Source organism: Collinsella sp. AM18-10 (assembly GCF_003471585.1).
Classification (GTDB): domain Bacteria; phylum Actinomycetota; class Coriobacteriia; order Coriobacteriales; family Coriobacteriaceae; genus Collinsella.
Genome location: NZ_QRJO01000019.1, coordinates 19,418 through 37,631, shown reverse-complemented (window position 1 = coordinate 37,631; position 18,214 = coordinate 19,418). Strand labels below are relative to the sequence as shown.

Below are 18,214 nucleotides of genomic sequence, written 5' to 3'. Positions count from 1 at the left end.
GATGAATGTGGGAGGTGTTCGGATAAAGTTGATAATCAAGGGCTGTGACACGCGTCGGTTACCTTTAATGGATATGAGGTGAATGAGGCGATTGTTTTGCTATACTCTCTCCGCACGGGCGATTGGCGCAACGGTTAGCGCAGGTGCTTTACACGCACAAGGCTGGGGGTTCGAATCCCTCATCGCCCACCATTGAATTGGAAACGGTCCTCGCAAGGGGACCGTTTTTGTTTGGGCCCAGCGCATGGGATTCGAACCCGACAGGGTGCGAAGCTGAGGAAACGCGAAGCGTTTTCCAGCGCAGCACGCGAGGGCCGCAGGCCCGAAGCGAAAGCGGGCGGCGTCAGCCGCACGCGACATCCCTCATCGCCCACCACTGATTTGATAGGCTCCCAGCTATGGGGGCCTTTCTTTTTTGGGCCCATCGCGGGGGGATTCGAACCCGCAAGGGTGCGGAGCTGAGGAAACGCGAAGCGTTTTCCAGCGCAGCACGCGAGGGCCGCAGGCCCGAAGCGAAAGCGGGCGGCGTCAGCCGCACGCGACATCCCTCATCGCCCACCACTGATTTGATAGGCTCCCAGCTATGGGGGCCTTTCTTTTTTGGGCCCATCGCGGGGGGATTCGAACCCGCAAGGGTGCGGAGCTGAGGAAACGCGAAGCGTTTTCCAGCGCAGCACGCGAGGGCCGCAGGCCCGAAGCGAAAGCGGGCGGCGTCAGCCGCACGCGACATCCCTCATCGCCCACCACTGATTTGATAGGCTCCCAGCAATGGGAGCCTTTCTTTTTTGGGCCCATTTCATGGGATTCGAACCCGCCAGCACGACTGTCACAAAGGCCGTGGCCAGAAAATGGCAAAAATGAGTACTGCCACCTTGCTTACAACATATCAAAAGATAGTATTTGCTTAAGTTACGAAACATATGTCCATTATAAGGACTAGCAATTGGATCAAAATCGTGCATTCATCGCCATTTCGACTTGCCATCTGGTCTTATTAGTCCAAAATTGCTGCGACCAAATCGGTAACAGTACTCATATTTATTGTTATTTGACCAGCAGGTCTCCCCGCCTTAGCAAATCTAAGGCAAAACGGGCTCCAGACCGCTGAATCATGCCACATAGGGCACGTCCGCAGTCCGGAACCCGGTCAAAGTTAAGTTATTTCGCTGTGTTAGGCCAAAACGTCCGACAGGATCTCGATCAGACTGTCCACGTCGGCTTCCTCGCAGACGAGCGGCGGCAAGAAACGCAGCGTATGGGCACCCGTAGCGTTAATCACGGCACCAGCCCCCAATGCACGGGCCACAACGTCGTGTGCATCACCCACAGTATCGTCCAGATCGCAGCCGAGCATCAAGCCGCGGCCACGCACCTCGGTCACGTTCGGCAGCTTGGCGAGCTTTGCCTCCATATAGGCGCCTACCTTGGCAACATGGTCGGCATAATCGCCGTGCACGAGCGCGGAGAGCGTCGCGGCACACGCCGCGATGGCCAAGCAGCTACCGCCAAAGGTCGAGCCGTGGTCGCCCGGCTTAAACACGTCGGCAATCTCCTTCTTTGCCACGACGGCACCCATGGGCACGCCATCAGCAATGCCCTTGGCAAGGCTCATGATGTCGGGTTCCACGCCATAGGTTTGGAATGCAAACGGCTTGCCGGAGCGGAAGATGCCGCACTGGACCTCGTCGGCGATAAGCACGGCGCCCACTTCGTGTGCCAGGTCGTGCGCTGCCGCCATAAACTCCTCGGTCATGGGGTGCACGCCGCTCTCACCCTGGATCGGCTCGAGCATCACGGCACAAATTTCGCTCCCCAGCTGCTTAAAGATCGCACGCAGTTCATCGATATCGTTGGGCGTGCAGGCCACAAAGCCACCCGGCAGCGGGCGGAAACTATCCTGCAGCCAATCCTGCATGGTGGCGGCAATGGTCTCGAGCGTACGGCCGTGGAAGCCGCCGCGCATGCACACGATAGTGTTGCCGCCGTTACCGGCACGTTTGGCGTACAGGCGCGCGAGCTTCATCGAGCCCTCGTTGGCCTCAGCGCCGGAGTTGGCAAAGAAGGTCTCCCAAACCTGCTCATCCGCAGCCGGGGCACCAAGAGCAGCTGCCGTGGTCTCATCGCCGGCGGCAATGGCATCGGCAAGCACGCGCGCACCATCTACGTCGTCGTTAGCAAGCTTGGACAGCAGCGCCGCGACCTGTCCGCGCTGCTCAATGTAGAAGTAATTGGAGACATGCATGAGCTTTTTGGTCTGTGCCTCGAGCGCCGAGAGCACGGCCGGGTCACCATGACCTAGGCTGCACACGCCGATGCCGGCAAGAAAGTCGAGGTACTCACGGCCATCGTCGCCGGTGAGCTTCATGCCGTGACCCTCGACAAACTCGACCGGAGAGCGGCCAAAGGTATGCATAACGTAATTGGATTCAAGCGATTGCTGAGCTGCAAGTGACATGGAATGCCTTTCGTTGAGCGCCGGACGGCGCAGGCCTATGGGTGCAGGAATTGGGCGGCTGCGGTCAGCTAGACCGTCTGGAGCTTCTCGACCTCGTCGAGGTTCTCGGCCAGACGCGCCGCAAAGGTCGAAAGCGGATGCGGATGCGTATCGAACTCGTAAGCCGTCTCGGTGGAGTGGATCACGGTACCGACGCCGGCGTCGGTCAGCAGCTCCAGCAGCAGCGAATGCGGCGTGGTACCGTTGATGATGTGAGCGCGAAATACGCCTCCGGCAAGCGCATCGACGGCAGCACGCAGCTTGGGAATCATGCCCTTATCGACCTCGCCGCCGTAGAGCATCTCGTTAACCTCGTCGAGCGTCAGGTTGGAAATGAGCGAATCCTTGTCGCTAAAGTCCTTGTACAGGCCGTCGACATCGGTCAAAAAGATCACCTTATGCGCATGGAGCGCCGCCGCAACGGCACCGGCGGCGGTATCGGCGTTGATGTTGAAGAAACCGCCGTCCTCCCCCGCCGCGACGGTAGCGATGACGGGGATGTACTCGCTATCGAGTAAGCGCTCGATATAGTCGGTGTTAACGTGCGTCACTTTGCCCACGCGACCGAGCTCGGGGTCGAGCGGCTCGGCGATGAGCGTGCCAGCATCGCTGCCCGACACGCCCACGGCCAGGTTGCCGTGGTGGTTGATGGCGACAACCAGCTCCTGGTTAACCTTGCCGCCCAGCACCTCGCGCACGATATCCATAGTCGCCGGCGTGGTCACGCGCTGGCCGTTCTTAAACTCGACGGGGATGTCATAGTGGCTCAGCGCCTCGTTGATAGCCTTGCCGCCGCCATGCACGATAACGGGGCGCATGCCGATGATCTTAAGCAGGACGATGTCGCTCATCACGTCGCGACGCAGCTGCTCGTCGACCATGGCGGCTCCGCCATATTTGATAACAACCGTCTTGCCGGTCAGGTTCTTAATCCACGGCAGCGCTTCGAACAGCAGCTGCGCGGTTGCTTCGTTGGATTCGCTCGAACGACAATCGCGTGCGAATTTCATAGTCTGCCTCGTCTTTCGTATCGTTATCGCGCCGTGCTCCGCTGTCCGCAATCGCGGCAAGATGCGCAGCGTGCCTGGAATCTAGGAACGGTAGTCGCCGTTGATGGAGATGTACTCATGCGTGAGGTCGCAGGTCCACACGGTCGTTGCCGCGTCGCCTGCGCCCAGGTCGGCCGAGATCACGATCTCGGGCGCCTCAAAACGTCGTAGAACCTCGTCCTCGTCAAAGGGAACAGTCAGACCGTCGCGACAGACAGGCATGCCCATCATGTCGATGGAAACGTCTTCCTGATTAAACTTCACGCCGCACTTGCCAAGCGCCATGGCAACGCGGCCCCAGTTGCAGTCGTGGCCGGCGATGCAGGTCTTAACGAGCGGCGAGTTGGCAACGGCACGGGCGGCGATATCGGCCTCCTCGTCGTTAGCGGCGCCGGTAACGTTGACCGTAACAAGCTTGGATGCGCCCTCACCATCGGCGGCGATATTGCGCGCCAGGCTCTCGCACACCTCGTGCACGGCAAATGCCAACTCGTCAAAGGCATTGGAGCCCTCAACGATAGGCTCGGCATCTGCGGCAGCGGCGCCGGAGGCAAGCATGATGCAGGTGTCGTTGGTCGAGGTGTCGGAATCGACCGTTACCTTGTTAAAGGTCTGCTTGACGGTCGAGAGCAGCAGGGCATGAAGTGCCGCAGGCTCGACGGGGGCATCGGTGGTGATAACTGCGATCATGGTGGCCATGTTGGGCATGATCATACCCGAGCCCTTGCACATTCCGCCTACCGTATAGACATTGCCCGCATGACCCGCAGCCTCACTGACGTAGGATACGGCGTACTCCTTGGAGTGCGTGTCGGTCGTCATGATGGCGCGAGCGGCATCGGCGCCACCGTGGGCGGAGAGCGCCTCGTAGGCAGCAGGAATGGCGGTCTCAAACGTGTCGATCGACAGAATCTGGCCAATCACACCCGTGGAGGCAACCAGAATCTGCTGGGGCTCGCAGCCGATGACCTGCGAGGCGATGTTGCACGTCTCGCGCGCGCAGGCAAGGCCCGTCTCGCCCGTGGCGGCGTTGGCATTGCCAGAGTTGACCGAAATGCCGGCGATGATACCGTACCCCTTGTCGGTACCGCCCAGGTTGGCGCGGCTCACCTGCACAGGCGCTGCGCAAAAGCGATTGGTCGTAAACACGCCGGCACCGGGACAGGGTTTATCGGGCACGACGAGCGCGTAATCCAAGCGCTCGGGATTCTTGCGAAAACCCGCATGAATACCCGCGGCCCTAAAGCCGGCCGCTACCGTAATGCCACCCTCGACGGCACGAATCTTGATATCGAACTGCTCTGTATTCATCGTCCTTACGACTCCTTATATCAAACAAAAAACGGACATCGGTTGGTGCGCCATGCCAGTCGTGATCATGAGACCAGCTTAAGAGTGGCGCCCCACTCGATGCCCGACTGCCAAATCGTCAACAATCGAATGTGCTACACCGGGCACGCCACTGTGGGCAAGCCTCGTCGCTCGTCAAAACCAAAGACGATGTTGGCGCACTGGACCGCCTGACCGGCAGCACCCTTGCACAGATTGTCGATCGCTCCCGTCGCCACCAGCACGCCCGCGCGCTTGTTGAGTACAAGGCCGATCTGGGCAGCATTGGTGCCGACGACCGAGGCCGTCTTGGGCTGCTCGCCGGCATCGAGCACGCGCACAAAGGTGCGACCGGCGTAGAACTGCTTGTAATGGTCGACAACGTCCTCAAGGGTCAAGGTATCGAGAGCCTGCGGCGTGAGCGGCAGCGTCACCGTGGAGAGCAGACCGCGCTTGAGCGGTGCCAGGTGCGGGGTAAAGACGACGCGATCGGTCAGGCCAAGGATTTGCTCGATCTCGGGCGTATGGCGATGTTTTCCTACGCCATAGGCCTCCAGGTTCTCGTCTGCACTGCAAAAATGCGTACGGGCGTTGCAGGACTTACCGGCACCCGTTACACCGCTGATAGCGTCAACGATCACGGGTCCGCTCTGGGCAACCCAGCCGGCGCGCACGGCAGGCGCGGCGGCAAGGCTCGTTGCGGTGGGATAGCAACCGGCGCAGGCGACCAGTACGGGCTTGCCGTCGGCGTGGTCGGATGCAGCGGTCTCCAAGTCCCGACAGAACAGCTCGGGCAGGCCAAAAGCGCGCGTCTTGAGCAGCTCGGGGCTCGTGTGCTCGGCGGCATACCACGCCTCGAACACGGCCGGATCGCTCAGGCGATAATCGGCCGAAAGGTCAAAGCAGGAAACGCCCGCGGCAAGCAGGGTGGGCACCTGCGCCATGGCGGCAGTGTGCGGCACGGCCAAAAAGACAGCGTCGCAGGTCTTGAGCTCGGGGGCATCATGCGTGGTAAATTTCAGATCGCTCACGCCGGCAAAGCTCGGGTACACCGCAGACAGCGGCTGGCCGGCATCGGCGTTGGACGTAATGGCAACAAGTTCAAACTCGGGATGACCGAGGACGAGGTGAATGAGCTCGGCGCCGGCATATCCAGCCGCACCGACGATTCCAACCTTCAAAGACATATCAGACTCCTTGTCTGCAGTTTATGCACCAATGCGCATCCCGCAGCCGTCGTTATGAGGTGGATTGAAACTTTAGCACCAAAAGATGCATGAATACGTAAATGGCTTGCATATTCATGCATTGAAACATTCCCGACACATTCGCTTGAAGGAATTGACAAATAAACACGGGCCCCATATTGCCGAGTGCACCTTACGGTGACGTTGCAATGTGGGGCCCGCTACATGCGAGAATTTGAATTGCCGAAGCTTGCTGAGAGACTCGTTTAGAACTCGACCGGCACCCATTCGTCATGGTTGCAGATAAAGGCCTCGGGTTCCTCCACGCTAAAGAAGACGAGCGTGGGATCGTCTGCGCCCTCGTAGTGCTCGCCTAGGCGCTCCAGGTGCTTCCAGCCTGCCTCGCGCATATCGGGAGCGGCCTGGTCATCCAGACCCGCATGCCCGCGCAAGATGAGCCAGCCATGGCCCGGCCACCAACTCGTAGCCTCGAAGCGTTGATTTTGCAGCAGCTCTTGCCACACGTCTTTGGCGCGCGCCGTTACAAACCACAGCTTGCCGTCCTGGATCTGCGCAAACGAAAACGGACGCACATGCGGCTGCCCGTCAACGCTCGTCGCCAAATACCATGCCGGCACCGACGTCAGATACTCCAACACTGTATTCAATCCGTCCATGTGTCCTCCTGGCACTAGTCTTTTTGGGTCGGGGCTGCTTTAGCTGCCCTAGGGTTAAAGCTCCAGGCGCTCCTCGCTGCCGTCGATATCGCAGAAGCGGGCGACGATATTGCGGACCGAGAAAAACGCAAGGCGGCCGTCATTGGCACTCTCGTGTTCCTCGCCGATGCCCACCATGTGCTTAAAACCCGCTTGACGCACCTTGTCGCTCGCAACCGCGTCGTCCTCGAGCGCGGCCTCGCCGGTCAGCACAATCCAACACTCCCCCGGTTTCCAGCCCGAGAGCTCAAACTTGGGGTTCGCGCTGAGCTCGGCCCACACGTCCTTATCGCGCGAGGTGCAAAACCACAGCTTGCCATCATCGACCACGGCAAACGAGAACGGCCTCACGCGCGGCTGATGTCCGTCCGTCACGTCGATCGTGGCGAGATACCACGCCGGAATACGCCTAAGATACGAACAGGCGCGCTCGAGCTGCGCCGTGCGGTCGTTGTCGGTCATAGGGACCCCTTTCCTGCGCTCGAATCGCGCCTAAACAAGTTGAAGATTGATGACGATGACGCAGATGAGCAGCAACGTCGTCACCACCGCCGCCAACGCATCGCCACGGCCAAACGCAAGCGTATGCAGACGTGTGCGGCCCTGCTCGCCATGATAGCAACGGGCATCCATGGCGGCAGACAACGTCTCGGCATGACGGAACACACCCGTGAACAGCGGAATCGCCACACTGCCAAGCATACGAACGCCGCCGAGCGGGCCTCCCGTCACGCGCGCGCCGCGGCTCGCCTGCGCATCGGCCGTTTGCTTCATCTCGGTGGCAAACTGCGGCATAAAGCGCAGCGCGATACCCATAATCATGCCGAGCTCGTGCGCAGGAAGTCCCACACGCGCAAACGGCGCGAGCAGGCGCTCAAAGCCCGCGGTGAGGTCGAGCGTCGGTGTGGTGAGCGTAATGGCGCTCATGCCGGCCATCATCAAGGTCAGGCGGCACGCCATAAAGGCGGCGGAATGCAGCGAGCCCTCGCTTATCTGCAAAAGGCCGAGCTGCCACAGAATGCGCCCGCTTTGGTCGGAAAACAGGTTGAGCACCGCGACCACCGCGACGATCGCCAGCAGTGGCGCCATCGATGACAGGACGCGACGAGCCGGCACCCGGGACACGGTATAGATCAGGACAACGAAGATTGCGACCGGGGCCAGCCCGCGGAAGCTGCCGACCGTGAGCGTCGTGATCAGAAACACAAAGCCCAAGAGCAACTTAGTTCGCGGGTCCAGGCGGTGGATTGCACTATCGCCGGGATAGTAGCTGCCAAACGAAAACGCCTCCATTAGCAGCCCTCCTCTCGCGCGACCGTCTTGGATTTAGCAATGTCCGTGACGTTAGAAGAACCGTCTGAGCGACCGATCAGCAAATCTGCCAACTCGTCGGCCAACGACTCAACCGTATAGAGCCCGCCGCAACGCAGCGGCACGCCCGCTTCCGCAAGCGCCAGCGCCATGCGCTGGGCAGCGGGAACACCCAAGCCGATTGATTTAAGCTCATCCGCACGCGCAAAAACCTGAGCGGGCGTGCCCTCGGCAAACACCGCGCCCTCATTCATCACGACAATACGGTCGCAGCAATTGGCAAGGTCATCCATACTGTGCGAGACCATGACGACGGTCAGGCCCCCATGGTGAAGTCGATCGATGAGCTCCAGGAAATCACTGCGCGCCGCCGGATCGAGTCCCGCCATGGGCTCATCGAGTACCAGGACCTCGGGCTCCATGGCAAGCACGCCGGCAAACGCCACGCGCCGCTGTTGGCCACCCGAAAGCTCAAAGGGGCTCTTGTCGCCCACCGTAGCCAGGTCGAGGCCCACGCGCGCGAGCGATGATGCGACACGGCGCGCAACCTCGTCTTGTGACAGGCCAAGATTGCGCGGACCAAACGCCACGTCCTGCGCCACGGACTCGGCAAACAGCTGGCGCTCGGGATACTGAAACACCACGCCGACCTTAGCCTTAACCGCGGCGGCGTCTTTCTTTTGCGACAGGTCGAGCCCCAGCGCGCAAACGCTCCCCTCCTGCGGGCGGATTAATCCGTTGAGGTGCTGGACCAGTGTGGATTTACCCGAACCGGTATGGCCTGCTAGCCCCAGGAACTCGCCGCGACGCATCGTCAAAGACACGTCGCGCAGTGCCCACGGACTGCTCGGGTCGTTTCCCCAGAGAGCCTGTTTGTTCGATGCGCTCGCAGTGGCCGAGCGCTTATGCCAGCGACGGCGCTCGCGCGGACTGAGCGAATAGCTGTACGAAACATGGGATAGCTCGATGACGGGCTCCGACGCGTTGTCCTTGTTGTCTGCCGGAACAGTGCCGTCAGCGATTTCCAACTGAGATGCGGAAGGCTGCCCCGCGGTGCCCGCCTCACTTCGCTCGGTATAGGCCTGTGCAACCTGGGCAACCATATCCGCCTCGCGCACCTGCGCGTGAACGGGTACGCCCTTCGCACGAAGTGCCATGCCCAAACGGCACGACTCCGGCATATCCAAGTTCAACTGCGCAAGCTCATCTGCCCGCGTCAGAATCTCCTCGGGCGTACCGAGCATGGCAACGCGCCCCGCCTGAAACACCGCGACGCGATCGGCCTCGGCTGCCTCTTCCATAAAGTGCGTAATCATCACGATGGTCATGCCGCGTTCGTGCAGCGCGTGACAGGCCTTCATAAGGCCCTTGCGCCCGCGCGGATCGAGCATCGAGGACGCCTCGTCCAAAATGAGCACGCGCGGTTCCATGGCGAGCACGCCGGCAAGCGCCACGCGCTGCTTTTGTCCGCCCGAAAGTGCATGGGTCTCGTGGCGCTCGAAGCCCACCAAACCCACGCCCTTCAGTGCCTCGCGTACGCGCTGCGCGATCTGGGCCGATTCCACCCCAAGGTTTTCGGGACCAAAGGCAACATCGTCCTCGACAAGCGTCGCCACCAGCTGATCATCCGGGTTCTGGAATACCATGCCCGCGGTCGAGCGAATGTCGTAGACCAGCTCGGGATCGGACGCGTCCATGCCGTTGACGCGCACCGTTCCCGTATCGGGCTGCAGCAGCGCGTTCAAATGCTTGGCGAACGTCGACTTGCCCGACCCGTTGCCGCCGAGGATGCAGAAAAACTCGCCATCCTCGATGTTCAGATCGATGCCGTCGAGTGCCGGTGTGGCACCGTCATAACTAAAGGAAACGCCCCGACACTCAATCATGCGCGGCCTTTGACCTGGTCCTTCTTGGGTGTGATGAGGTTGGAGACCGCCTTGTACACCGCCAGCGTCAACACCGAGTTGAGCACGGTCTTGATGAGGTTGAACGGCAGCACGGCAGGAATCATGAGCGGGGCGATCACATCGACCGAGCCATACCAGAACCAAACGCCGATGGTCAGATTCGCAACCATAGAAAGCGCCGTAGCGGCAATAACGCCCAGCGCCAGGCCGATCACGGCACCCTTATAGGTGTGCATCTTTTGATAGACGATCGCCGCGGGCAGAATAAAGCCCAACGTAGCGACCAAGTTCATAAGCGCACCAACCCAATCGCCCGTGGTAAGCGCATGGATAACGATCGCCATAGCGGCAACAGCGGTGCCGGCACCAGGGCCATACGCAAATCCACACACCATCGCCGGCACCAGCGACGGGTCATACGTCAAAAACGGCGCCGAGGGAAGGATAGGCAGCTGCACATACATAAACAGGGCGCCCAAGGCGCACATCAACGCCATGGTAACGAGCTGTTTGGTGCTCCACCTATTCGTGTTCTCAAAATGGATATGCTGCGACTGTTCAGACATAAGATCACCTGCCTCTTTCATCCGGACTCTAACCGTTGGTACTGGGATCTCACCAGTTCAGCCGGCATACGAACCAACGCACACACGGGTCGCGGACTCATCGGCTCGGTCGCAGGCACTTTACCTGCGCCACGGCGTCCCTTTGACACCGCCCGATTTACCGCCAGTGGGGAATTTCACCCCGCCCTGAAACAGCAATTGCTAGTGTAGCACCAGCAGGCGTTCGCGCAAGTATGCCAAGGGTAATTTATGGCGAGGGGAAACGCTCCAGAAATACGCCCGGGACAAGTTAACGCGACAACCACGTTCTCCGTCCACGCCAAAGTGATGCGCTTTTCGCGCAAAGCGCGAAACAGCAACCGGGACATGTCTCCCCAACAACCACGTCCTCCGCCCACGCCGACCTCAAGGCCGTAAACGCAGGAAGTCCGGGGGCGTGACGGGGTTTCTCTCCGGAATATTCCGCAGGACGCAAAGAGGCTCCGCAGCGCGAAGCGCGATGCGGAGCCTCTTTGCATGTCCGAGGACGTTCCGGAGAGAAACCCCCGTCACGCCCCCGGATTCCCGGTGGGAGTTCTAGACCTTGTCGGCCTTAGTACATACCGCCGCCCTGCTGACCAGCGGTGGCAGCAGCGATAGCGTCCTCAAGCTGAGTGTTTTTGGGGACATCGGAGACGGTAGCCTCGGTGATGAGGATCAGGCTGGCGACAGAAGCAGCGTTCTGCAGGGTGACGCGGCTGACCTTGACGGGGTCGAGGACGCCCATCTCGATCATGTCGCCCCACTCGCCGTTGGCAGAGTTGAGACCCTGGCCAGCAGGCAGCTCGGCAACCTTGTCGACCACGACAGCGCCCTCAAAGCCAGCGTTCTTGGCGATGGTGGCGACCGGAGCGGTCAAAGCCTTCTTGACGATATCGACGCCGATCTTCTCCTCGGGGTCGTCGATCTCGACAGCGTCGAGTGCAGGAGCAGCGTCCATGAAGGCGACGCCGCCGCCGGCGACGATGCCCTCCTCGACAGCAGCGCGGGTAGCCTGCAGGGCATCCTCGACGCGGTGCTTGATCTCCTTGAGCTCGGACTCGGTAGCAGCGCCGACCTTGATGACGGCAACGCCACCGGAGAGCTTGGCCAGGCGCTCCTGGAGCTTCTCACGGTCGAAGTCAGAGGTGGTGTTCTCCATCTCGCCCTTAATCTGAGCGATACGGGCGTCAATGGCCTCCTTGGAGCCAGCGCCGCCGACGACAACGGTGTTGTCCTTGGAAATGGTGACGGACTTAGCGGTGCCGAGCATATCGGCGGTGATGTCAGCGACCTTCACGCCCAGCTCGTCCAGAGCAGCCTGACCACCGGTGAGGACGGCGATGTCCTCGAGGATGCGCTTGCGGCGATCGCCGTAGCCCGGGGCCTTGACGGCGCAGACGTTGAGAGCGCCACGGATCTTGTTGAGGACGAGGGTCGGCAGAGCCTCGCCGTCGATGTCCTCAGCGATGATGAGCAGGCCACGGCCGGCGCGCTGGACAGCCTCGAGAACAGGCATGATGTCCTGAACGCTGGAGATCTTCTGGTCGGTGATGAGGATGTACGGATCCTTCATCACGGCCTCCATGCGGTCGTTGTCCGTGACAAAGTAAGCGGAAACATAGCCCTTGTCGAACTGCATGCCCTCGACAGTGTCGATGGTGATGTCGAACGTCTGGGAATCCTCGACGGTGATGACGCCGTCCTTGCCCACGACCTCCATGGCCTCGGCGATCTTCTCGCCGACCTCGGGGTCACCAGCGGAGATGGTGCCGACAGAAGCGATCTGCTCCTTGGTCTCGACCGGCTTGGCCTGCTTCTTCATCTCGGCGACGGCGGCGTTGACGGCCTTGTCGATGCCGCGACGGATAGCCAGCGGGTTGGCGCCGGCGGCGACGTTGCGCAGACCGTCGTTGACGATAGCCTGAGCGAGCAGGGTTGCGGTGGTGGTGCCGTCACCCACGGTGTCGTTGGTCTTGGTGGCGACCTCCTTCACCAGCTGAGCGCCCATGTTCTCGATGTTGTCCTCGAGCTCAATCTCCTTAGCGACGGAAACGCCGTCGTTGGTGATGGTCGGGGCACCGAACGTGCGCTGCAGCGCAACGTAGCGGCCCTTGGGGCCCATGGTGACGGTAACGGCGTCGGCCAGAGTGTTGACGCCCTTGGCGAGCTTGGCGCGGGCATCGGTGTTGAACGTAATGTTCTTTGCCATGGTAGGTAATCCTCCAAAAGAAATGTGACTCGCGTCGCCGCTTCCGAGTCCTATGCGGCGGGCGCGTTCAAAGACGAATCAGAGATTCTGACGAGACTAGGCCTCGACGACGGCGTAGATGTCGTCGGCGCGCATCAGCAGATACTTCTCGCCGTCGACCTTGACCTCGTTGCCGCCGAACTTACCGTAGATGACAACGTCGCCGACCTGAACGTCCATAGGGATGCGCTCACCCTTGTCGTTGACCTTACCGGCGCCAACGGCAACGATGGTGCCGCGCTGCGGCTTCTCCTGAGCGTTGCTGGCGATATACAGACCAGAAGCGGTCTTCTGCTCGGCCTCGTCGGGCTTGACCAGGACGCGATCTGCAAGCGGCTTCAAAGACGACATGCTTGTTTCCTCCTTTGTGGGCCGCGCGGTCATGCCGCGCGGGTTAACCCTTTTTGTTTGCGTACGCGTTGAATGGTACCCACGAATGGCGGGTTATACAACACGGAGTCAAAAAATCTTATTTTTTGGCACTTAGATTTTCTGAATGCCGGGGGATAACTTAGCAGTGGCTCCCGTGTGGCTCCGGAGGGGCGGGGCATAAGGTTTCCTGCTCGGGCAGTCCTGCTCGCACGAAGGCCACATTAAGTGGCCTTCGGCTCGTGCGGAACTCGCGATAAACCTTATGCCCCGCCCCTCCGGAGCCACACGGGAGCCAGGTTAACTAATTCGGGCCCGGCATTCAGAAAAGTCAGTACAGCAAAATGGCGATGCGGATGGTGCGAACAAGAAAGGGGCACGTTGCTGAAACGCGCCCCTTGTGGGTGGGGTATGGGGCTAGCGCTCGTAGATTAAGTTACCTGCCAGGTAGGTGGCTTGGACTTTGGTGGCTTGGAGTTCTTGGGGGTCGATGGTGAGCAGGTTTTGGTCCAGGACTACCAGGTCGGCGTATTTGCCGGGCTCTAGGCTGCCGAGGTTTTGCTCGTCGCCCGCTGCGTACGCGCTGCCAAGCGTGTAGTTGCGCAGGGCCGTTGCCGCGTCGATACGCTCGCTCGGCAGCCAGCCGCCCTCGGGCCAGTGGCTGCGGGGATCTTGGCGCGTGATAGCCGTGTAGAGCACGTTCAAGCTGGTAACGGCCGTGATGGGGCTGTCGGTACCGAAAGCTTGACGGATACCGCGCTGCTGATAAGTTGCGAACGGCCACATGATGCGGCTGCGTTCCAGGCCCAGGTCGCGCTCCGGGCCACCCGGGTCGAGCGTGATATGGCAGGGCTGGCTCGAGGCAATGACGTTGAGCTTGCGCAGACGATCGATGTCCTCGGGCAGCAGATTCTCCAAATGCTCAAGCGTATTATGGCCGTGCGGGGGCAAACCGTAGAGCTCTGCCGCCTCCTCAAAGATATCGAGTGCGGCATGGATGGCGCCGTCGCCGATAACGTGGATGCGCACGGTGTGGCCGCGCTCGGCTGCCGCCAGGACCAGCTTGCGCATGCGCTCGACGGGAACCGTCAGACGGCCCTGGTCGCCCGGGAAGCGCGGGTTGGTATAGGGATCGGTGAGGTATGCGGTGTGCTCGCTCGACACGCCATCGAAGAACTGCTTAAAGCCCGGCGCCGAGAGCAACGCATTGTTTGCGTAGCGGGTCTGAAGTTCTTCCAAGCGCGATTGGTCATCCAACAGCGTGGGGAACAGGTGGGCGCGAATGCCCAGCTTGCCAATCGCCTGAAGCTTGTCGTAGACGTCGTCGCGGATAAAGTCACAGCCCGGCATGGGCATGAGCGACATGTCGCAAATCGAGGTAATGCCCTGCTCGGCCATGCGTTTCATTTGGTCGGCATACGCGCTCGCGATGCGATCCTCGCCCAGCCACTCAAGACAGCGCGGCAGCAGCTGCATGGCCGCAGCCTCGTGAGCGATACCCGTGAGCTCGCCATTTGCATCCTTGTCGTAGCTGCCACCCGCCGGCGGCTCGCTGTCGCGCGTCACGCCGAGTGCTTCGAGCGCGCGGCTGTTGAGCCACAGCGTGTGCCCGTCGCCCGAGTACATAACGCAGGGACGATCAGGAAATGCCGCATCGAGGGAGGCCTTGGTAGGGTGCTCGGGCGGATCCCAGCGGTAATCGCGCCAGCCCTGCGTCACGACCCAGGCGTCGTCGGGCAGGTCCTGGGAAAACTTGAGCGCGTCCTGCACCAGCGCCGCCTCGGACGTGCCCATATCCATGAGCATATACGGTGAGGAGCCAACCGAGGTATGGAAGAAATGCAGGTGCGCATCGTGGAAACCGGGGCAGACAAACTGCTCGCCGTAATCGACCACCGGCGTGGCGGCAGGTGCGGCGTCAATCACGTCATCGGGCGCACCGACTGCGACGATGCGATCGCCCGCAATGGCAATCGCCAGCTCGCGGGCGGTATCGATACCGTCTTGCGCGGTAAAAACGTTCTTGGAGCGGATAATCCGATCGATATGTTGCATGGGCATCCCCATCTCTGGCAGGAAATTCAACACCCCCGAGTGTACTCCCCCGCCCTTGCAACAAAACTCCAAGCGGCAAACGGCAACTTTACCAGCCCTAGCGGCAGGTGGCATACTGGAGAGAGCCTGTACGATTTTGCGATCAACCCAGCAAGGAGCAAATCGACCATGACGAAAACCAAGGCACAGCAGATTATGGCAGCAATCGAGGTTCGCGCGGCAGACGACGTCACCGCGGCCATCCAAGATATCGCCGCCGAGTTTGAGCCCTATATCATCAAGCAGCGCCGGCACTTCCATAAGCACCCGGAGCTGAGCCTTGCCGAGGAGCGCACGACCTCCGACATCGCTAACCAGCTCGACGCCATGAATATCCCCTACGAGCGTCCGCTCAAGACCGGCTTGGTGGCAACGCTTCGCGGTACCGCGCCGGATGCCTACCGCGAGGACGGCACGCCGCGCCGCCGCATCCTGCTGCGCGCCGATATCGACGCCCTGCCCGTCACCGAGCAGACCGGCGAGGAGTTCGCCAGCGTCAACGAGGGCTGCATGCATGCCTGCGGCCACGACTGCCATATCGCCATGATGCTCGGCACGTTGCAGATTCTGCGCCACATGACCGATGACATCCACGGCGAGATTCGTATCGTATTCCAGCCCAGCGAGGAAAACGGCCAGGGCGCCAAGCTCATGATCGGCACGGGCGTACTCGATGGTGTCGACGGTGCCTATGCCGCGCACATCTGGAGCGAGGTCGACGCCGGCACCGTGAGCTGCGAGCCCGGCCCGCGCATGGCCAATACCGACTGGTTCCGCATCGACGTTCGCGGCACCTCGTGCCACGGTGCCATGCCCCAGCGCGGCCACGACGCCGTTATGGTGGCGGCAGAGATCGTCAACGCCCTGCAGACCATCGTCTCGCGCGAGATTAGCCCCTACGAACCCGCCGTCATCACCGTCGGCGAACTGCACGGCGGCACCGCGCGCAACGTTATCGCCGGCACGGCGTACCTCGCTGGCACAGTGCGCACCTATGGCGACAAGACGCATGAGGAGATGCCCGAGCTTATGCGCCGCATCGTGGAGCACACCGCAGCAGCACTAGGCGCCGAGGCCGAACTCACCGACTACACTATCGCCAACTACAAGGTCGAAAACGATGCCGCCTCGAGCGAGCGCTGCCGCCAAGCTGTGCTCAAGTGCCTGGGCCCCGCAGGCGAGGGCCATTACCGCGGCACGCTTTCGGGCGAGGATTTCTCGGAGTACCTGCGCCGTGTGCCGGGCGTGCTCGCCTTTGTTGGCACGCGCAACCCCCAGATCGGCGCCACCTATGCCCAGCACTCCTGCTTCTACAAGATCGACGAGAGTGTGCTCGCCAAGGGCTCCATGGTAGCCGCCCAGTATGCCATCGACTTTTTGGCCGAGCCCACACAAGAAGAGCTCGACGGCCCCACGATCGCCGCGGTTGCCGAGACCAATCCCGACCTGGCCGCCAAGCTGCGCTCTGCCAAGGCAACGGCCGCCGAGGCCCGCGACGCCATGCACGACGCCCGCACCGCCCGCCATGCTGCCATCAAGGGCATCCACGATGCGCGGGCTGCCGCTCGCCACGAGGAGAAGCGCGACGAGTAGCCGTCACGCCCACCCATAACAACCTGGCTAGAGCAAAGCGGGGGCGAACGTTATCTCAACGTTCGCCCCCGCTTATGTGTCGACCGCTTTTCTAGCGCGTCCTCCGTCACGACAGGTAAGAGCGAAGGATGGTGAGCCAGCGTGGGGTTTCGAGGTGGATGATATCGGTGGGAACTCCGGCGGGAGCGTGCCCACCAAAGAGCAGGCCCGCGTCTGCCGGGTTGATAAGACGCACGATCCATACGGCAACGACCAGCACACACAGAACAATAACCGCAATGTCAATGCCACGCCTTAGCTTGCTCGATGCCACCTCCTCGCGCACGAACGCGAGCGCAAACGCAATCGGCACCACCCAAAACAGCGGATGGTAGGCAAAGGCCGCCGAAAAATCGAGGCGCAGCGCTGCCAGCCAGGCCCTCGTCATGCCACATCCCGGACAGGGAATGCCCGTCATCAGGCGAAACACGCAGCCGATATCGAGCAGGTAAAGTGCGAGCCAGGCGACAAAGAGCGCGCCGATGCAAGAAAGGGCGCGGCGAATGAGCTCCGCCGCGCCCTTATGTCCCTGAGAGCTGTTCACGCCGCTCTTGTCGTTAGGCACGAGCGCCAAGACGGGCGTTGTAAGCCGTTGCCATGGCATTGGTGTTCTTAATGATGATGTTCATGGCAAAGATGGGGCCAAGGCCGCACAGCAGCGCGCCGACAATCTGCCACATAAGAACGGTGGTGCCGTTCTCCTGGAACATCAGGCCATAGCGAGGGGCATTAGCCTGCAGGCGGTTACCAATCTTGTAGTACCAGTAGAGTCCGTAGAAGCCGCAGGTCACGAACGACAGCAAGATGAATGCTGCCAGACCCGGCGTGGAATCGCCGTCATCCTGGCACATGACATTGATGTCGCGGGCAAGGCAATAGAGGAAGTAATACGAATAGATGCCGCAGGTCACGATGGAAAGCAGGAGCCAACCGATCACGCCACGGTCGGTCTTAATCGGAGCATAGCCCATCGGGGCAGGCGCAGGCTGCTGAGCATACTGCCGCTGGCCGGCGTACTGCTGCTGCCCGGTGTACTGCTGCTGAGGCTGGGGCTGAACTGCCTGAACCGGAGTGGGCTGAATCTGCGTGGGTTGCGGAGCAGGCTGGGGCTGAGGTGCGGGCTGCGGAGCAGGAGCGGCGGGGGCGGCACCGATGGCAGAACCGCAAACAGGGCAGAATTTGGCATCATCCGAAATGGGAGAACCACAAGTGGGACAGAACATAAGCTTCTCCTTTTCCTAAGGCGTCGCACGCCTTCAAACCTTACACGTCTATGTTCTCAACAATAGCC

At 61.1% G+C, this 18,214-nt stretch carries 15 protein-coding genes, 1 tRNA gene and 1 riboswitch; of the genes, 2 read left to right on the top strand and 14 right to left on the bottom strand.

What is annotated here, in order from left to right:
• The first annotated feature begins 116 nt into the window (after window positions 1-116).
• Window positions 117-192, top strand: a tRNA-Val gene (locus DW211_RS09200).
• A 979-nt stretch (window positions 193-1,171) separates the two neighbouring features.
• Here the strand turns inward: DW211_RS09200 and DW211_RS09195 are convergent.
• The 12 genes from DW211_RS09195 to DW211_RS09140 all read right to left on the bottom strand — a co-directional run bounded on the left by DW211_RS09195 (window position 1,172) and on the right by DW211_RS09140 (window position 15,252).
• A complete protein-coding gene (locus DW211_RS09195; protein WP_117786919.1) occupies window positions 1,172-2,455 on the bottom strand; it encodes an aminotransferase class III-fold pyridoxal phosphate-dependent enzyme in 1,284 nt (427 codons plus the stop codon).
• A gap of 68 nt (window positions 2,456-2,523) precedes the next feature.
• On the bottom strand, window positions 2,524-3,504 hold the full coding sequence (argB, locus tag DW211_RS09190; protein WP_117786920.1) for an acetylglutamate kinase: 981 nt from the start codon (window positions 3,502-3,504) through the stop codon (window positions 2,524-2,526).
• 81 nt (window positions 3,505-3,585) lie between these two features.
• Window positions 3,586-4,854: a bifunctional glutamate N-acetyltransferase/amino-acid acetyltransferase ArgJ gene (gene argJ / locus DW211_RS09185; protein ID WP_118260422.1), complete on the bottom strand. Its 1,269-nt coding sequence runs from the start codon at window positions 4,852-4,854 to the stop codon at window positions 3,586-3,588.
• 134 nt (window positions 4,855-4,988) lie between these two features.
• Entirely contained in the window at window positions 4,989-6,059 is a 1,071-nt protein-coding gene (gene argC / locus DW211_RS09180; protein ID WP_118260420.1) for an N-acetyl-gamma-glutamyl-phosphate reductase, read from the bottom strand.
• Between the two features lie 266 nt (window positions 6,060-6,325).
• Window positions 6,326-6,736, bottom strand: coding sequence for a pyridoxamine 5'-phosphate oxidase family protein (locus tag DW211_RS09175; RefSeq protein WP_118260418.1), 411 nt, complete (start codon window positions 6,734-6,736; stop codon window positions 6,326-6,328).
• A 54-nt stretch (window positions 6,737-6,790) separates the two neighbouring features.
• Window positions 6,791-7,237: a pyridoxamine 5'-phosphate oxidase family protein gene (locus tag DW211_RS09170; protein WP_118260416.1), complete on the bottom strand. Its 447-nt coding sequence runs from the start codon at window positions 7,235-7,237 to the stop codon at window positions 6,791-6,793.
• Window positions 7,238-7,267: 30 nt separating this feature from the next.
• Window positions 7,268-8,068 (bottom strand): energy-coupling factor transporter transmembrane protein EcfT, encoded by an 801-nt coding sequence (locus tag DW211_RS09165; protein WP_118260414.1) that lies wholly within the window; start codon window positions 8,066-8,068, stop codon window positions 7,268-7,270.
• The gene (locus tag DW211_RS09160) at window positions 8,068-9,972 is read right to left on the bottom strand and encodes an energy-coupling factor transporter ATPase (protein WP_118260412.1); all 1,905 of its coding nucleotides are present in this window, start codon (window positions 9,970-9,972) and stop codon (window positions 8,068-8,070) included. Before DW211_RS09160 ends, DW211_RS09165 begins: the two co-directional genes overlap by 1 nt.
• Window positions 9,969-10,559, bottom strand: coding sequence for an ECF transporter S component (locus tag DW211_RS09155; RefSeq protein WP_117786924.1), 591 nt, complete (start codon window positions 10,557-10,559; stop codon window positions 9,969-9,971). The genes DW211_RS09160 and DW211_RS09155 overlap by 4 nt, the downstream gene beginning before the upstream one ends.
• A 5-nt stretch (window positions 10,560-10,564) precedes the next feature.
• Window positions 10,565-10,757, bottom strand: a riboswitch (FMN riboswitch).
• A 394-nt stretch (window positions 10,758-11,151) separates the two neighbouring features.
• Window positions 11,152-12,789, bottom strand: a complete 1,638-nt coding sequence (groL, locus tag DW211_RS09150; RefSeq protein ID WP_006234938.1) for a chaperonin GroEL — start codon at window positions 12,787-12,789, stop codon at window positions 11,152-11,154.
• Between the two features lie 96 nt (window positions 12,790-12,885).
• A complete protein-coding gene (groES, locus tag DW211_RS09145; RefSeq protein ID WP_040358989.1) occupies window positions 12,886-13,179 on the bottom strand; it encodes a co-chaperone GroES in 294 nt (97 codons plus the stop codon).
• Window positions 13,180-13,614: 435 nt separating this feature from the next.
• Entirely contained in the window at window positions 13,615-15,252 is a 1,638-nt protein-coding gene (locus DW211_RS09140) for an amidohydrolase (RefSeq protein WP_233540570.1), read from the bottom strand.
• Between the two features lie 168 nt (window positions 15,253-15,420).
• On the opposite strand from DW211_RS09140, the gene DW211_RS09135 reads away from it, so the two are divergent.
• Window positions 15,421-16,884, top strand: coding sequence for a M20 family metallopeptidase (locus tag DW211_RS09135; RefSeq protein ID WP_117785881.1), 1,464 nt, complete (start codon window positions 15,421-15,423; stop codon window positions 16,882-16,884).
• Window positions 16,885-16,990: 106 nt separating this feature from the next.
• On the opposite strand, the gene DW211_RS09130 is transcribed toward DW211_RS09135, so the two are convergent.
• Window positions 16,991-17,467, bottom strand: a complete 477-nt coding sequence (locus tag DW211_RS09130; protein WP_199575434.1) for a DUF2752 domain-containing protein — start codon at window positions 17,465-17,467, stop codon at window positions 16,991-16,993.
• A 13-nt stretch (window positions 17,468-17,480) separates the two neighbouring features.
• Window positions 17,481-18,146: a DUF4234 domain-containing protein gene (locus tag DW211_RS09125; RefSeq protein ID WP_118260410.1), complete on the bottom strand. Its 666-nt coding sequence runs from the start codon at window positions 18,144-18,146 to the stop codon at window positions 17,481-17,483.
• Window positions 18,147-18,214: the final 68 nt, after the last annotated feature.

Excerpts from the sequence above, each read along its gene's own strand:
- DW211_RS09195 (WP_117786919.1), bottom strand. The coding sequence starts at position 2,455 with ATGTCACTTGCAGCTCAGCAATCGCTTGAATCCAATTACGTTATGCAT.
- argB (WP_117786920.1), bottom strand. The coding sequence starts at position 3,504 with ATGAAATTCGCACGCGATTGTCGTTCGAGCGAATCCAACGAAGCAACC.
- argJ (WP_118260422.1), bottom strand. The coding sequence starts at position 4,854 with ATGAATACAGAGCAGTTCGATATCAAGATTCGTGCCGTCGAGGGTGGC.
- argC (WP_118260420.1), bottom strand. The coding sequence starts at position 6,059 with ATGTCTTTGAAGGTTGGAATCGTCGGTGCGGCTGGATATGCCGGCGCC.
- DW211_RS09175 (WP_118260418.1), bottom strand. The coding sequence starts at position 6,736 with ATGGACGGATTGAATACAGTGTTGGAGTATCTGACGTCGGTGCCGGCA.
- DW211_RS09170 (WP_118260416.1), bottom strand. The coding sequence starts at position 7,237 with ATGACCGACAACGACCGCACGGCGCAGCTCGAGCGCGCCTGTTCGTAT.
- DW211_RS09165 (WP_118260414.1), bottom strand. The coding sequence starts at position 8,068 with ATGGAGGCGTTTTCGTTTGGCAGCTACTATCCCGGCGATAGTGCAATC.
- DW211_RS09160 (WP_118260412.1), bottom strand. The coding sequence starts at position 9,972 with ATGATTGAGTGTCGGGGCGTTTCCTTTAGTTATGACGGTGCCACACCG.
- DW211_RS09155 (WP_117786924.1), bottom strand. The coding sequence starts at position 10,559 with ATGTCTGAACAGTCGCAGCATATCCATTTTGAGAACACGAATAGGTGG.
- groL (WP_006234938.1), bottom strand. The coding sequence starts at position 12,789 with ATGGCAAAGAACATTACGTTCAACACCGATGCCCGCGCCAAGCTCGCC.
- groES (WP_040358989.1), bottom strand. The coding sequence starts at position 13,179 with ATGTCGTCTTTGAAGCCGCTTGCAGATCGCGTCCTGGTCAAGCCCGAC.
- DW211_RS09140 (WP_233540570.1), bottom strand. The coding sequence starts at position 15,252 with ATGCAACATATCGATCGGATTATCCGCTCCAAGAACGTTTTTACCGCG.
- DW211_RS09135 (WP_117785881.1), top strand. The coding sequence starts at position 15,421 with ATGACGAAAACCAAGGCACAGCAGATTATGGCAGCAATCGAGGTTCGC.
- DW211_RS09125 (WP_118260410.1), bottom strand. The coding sequence starts at position 18,146 with ATGTTCTGTCCCACTTGTGGTTCTCCCATTTCGGATGATGCCAAATTC.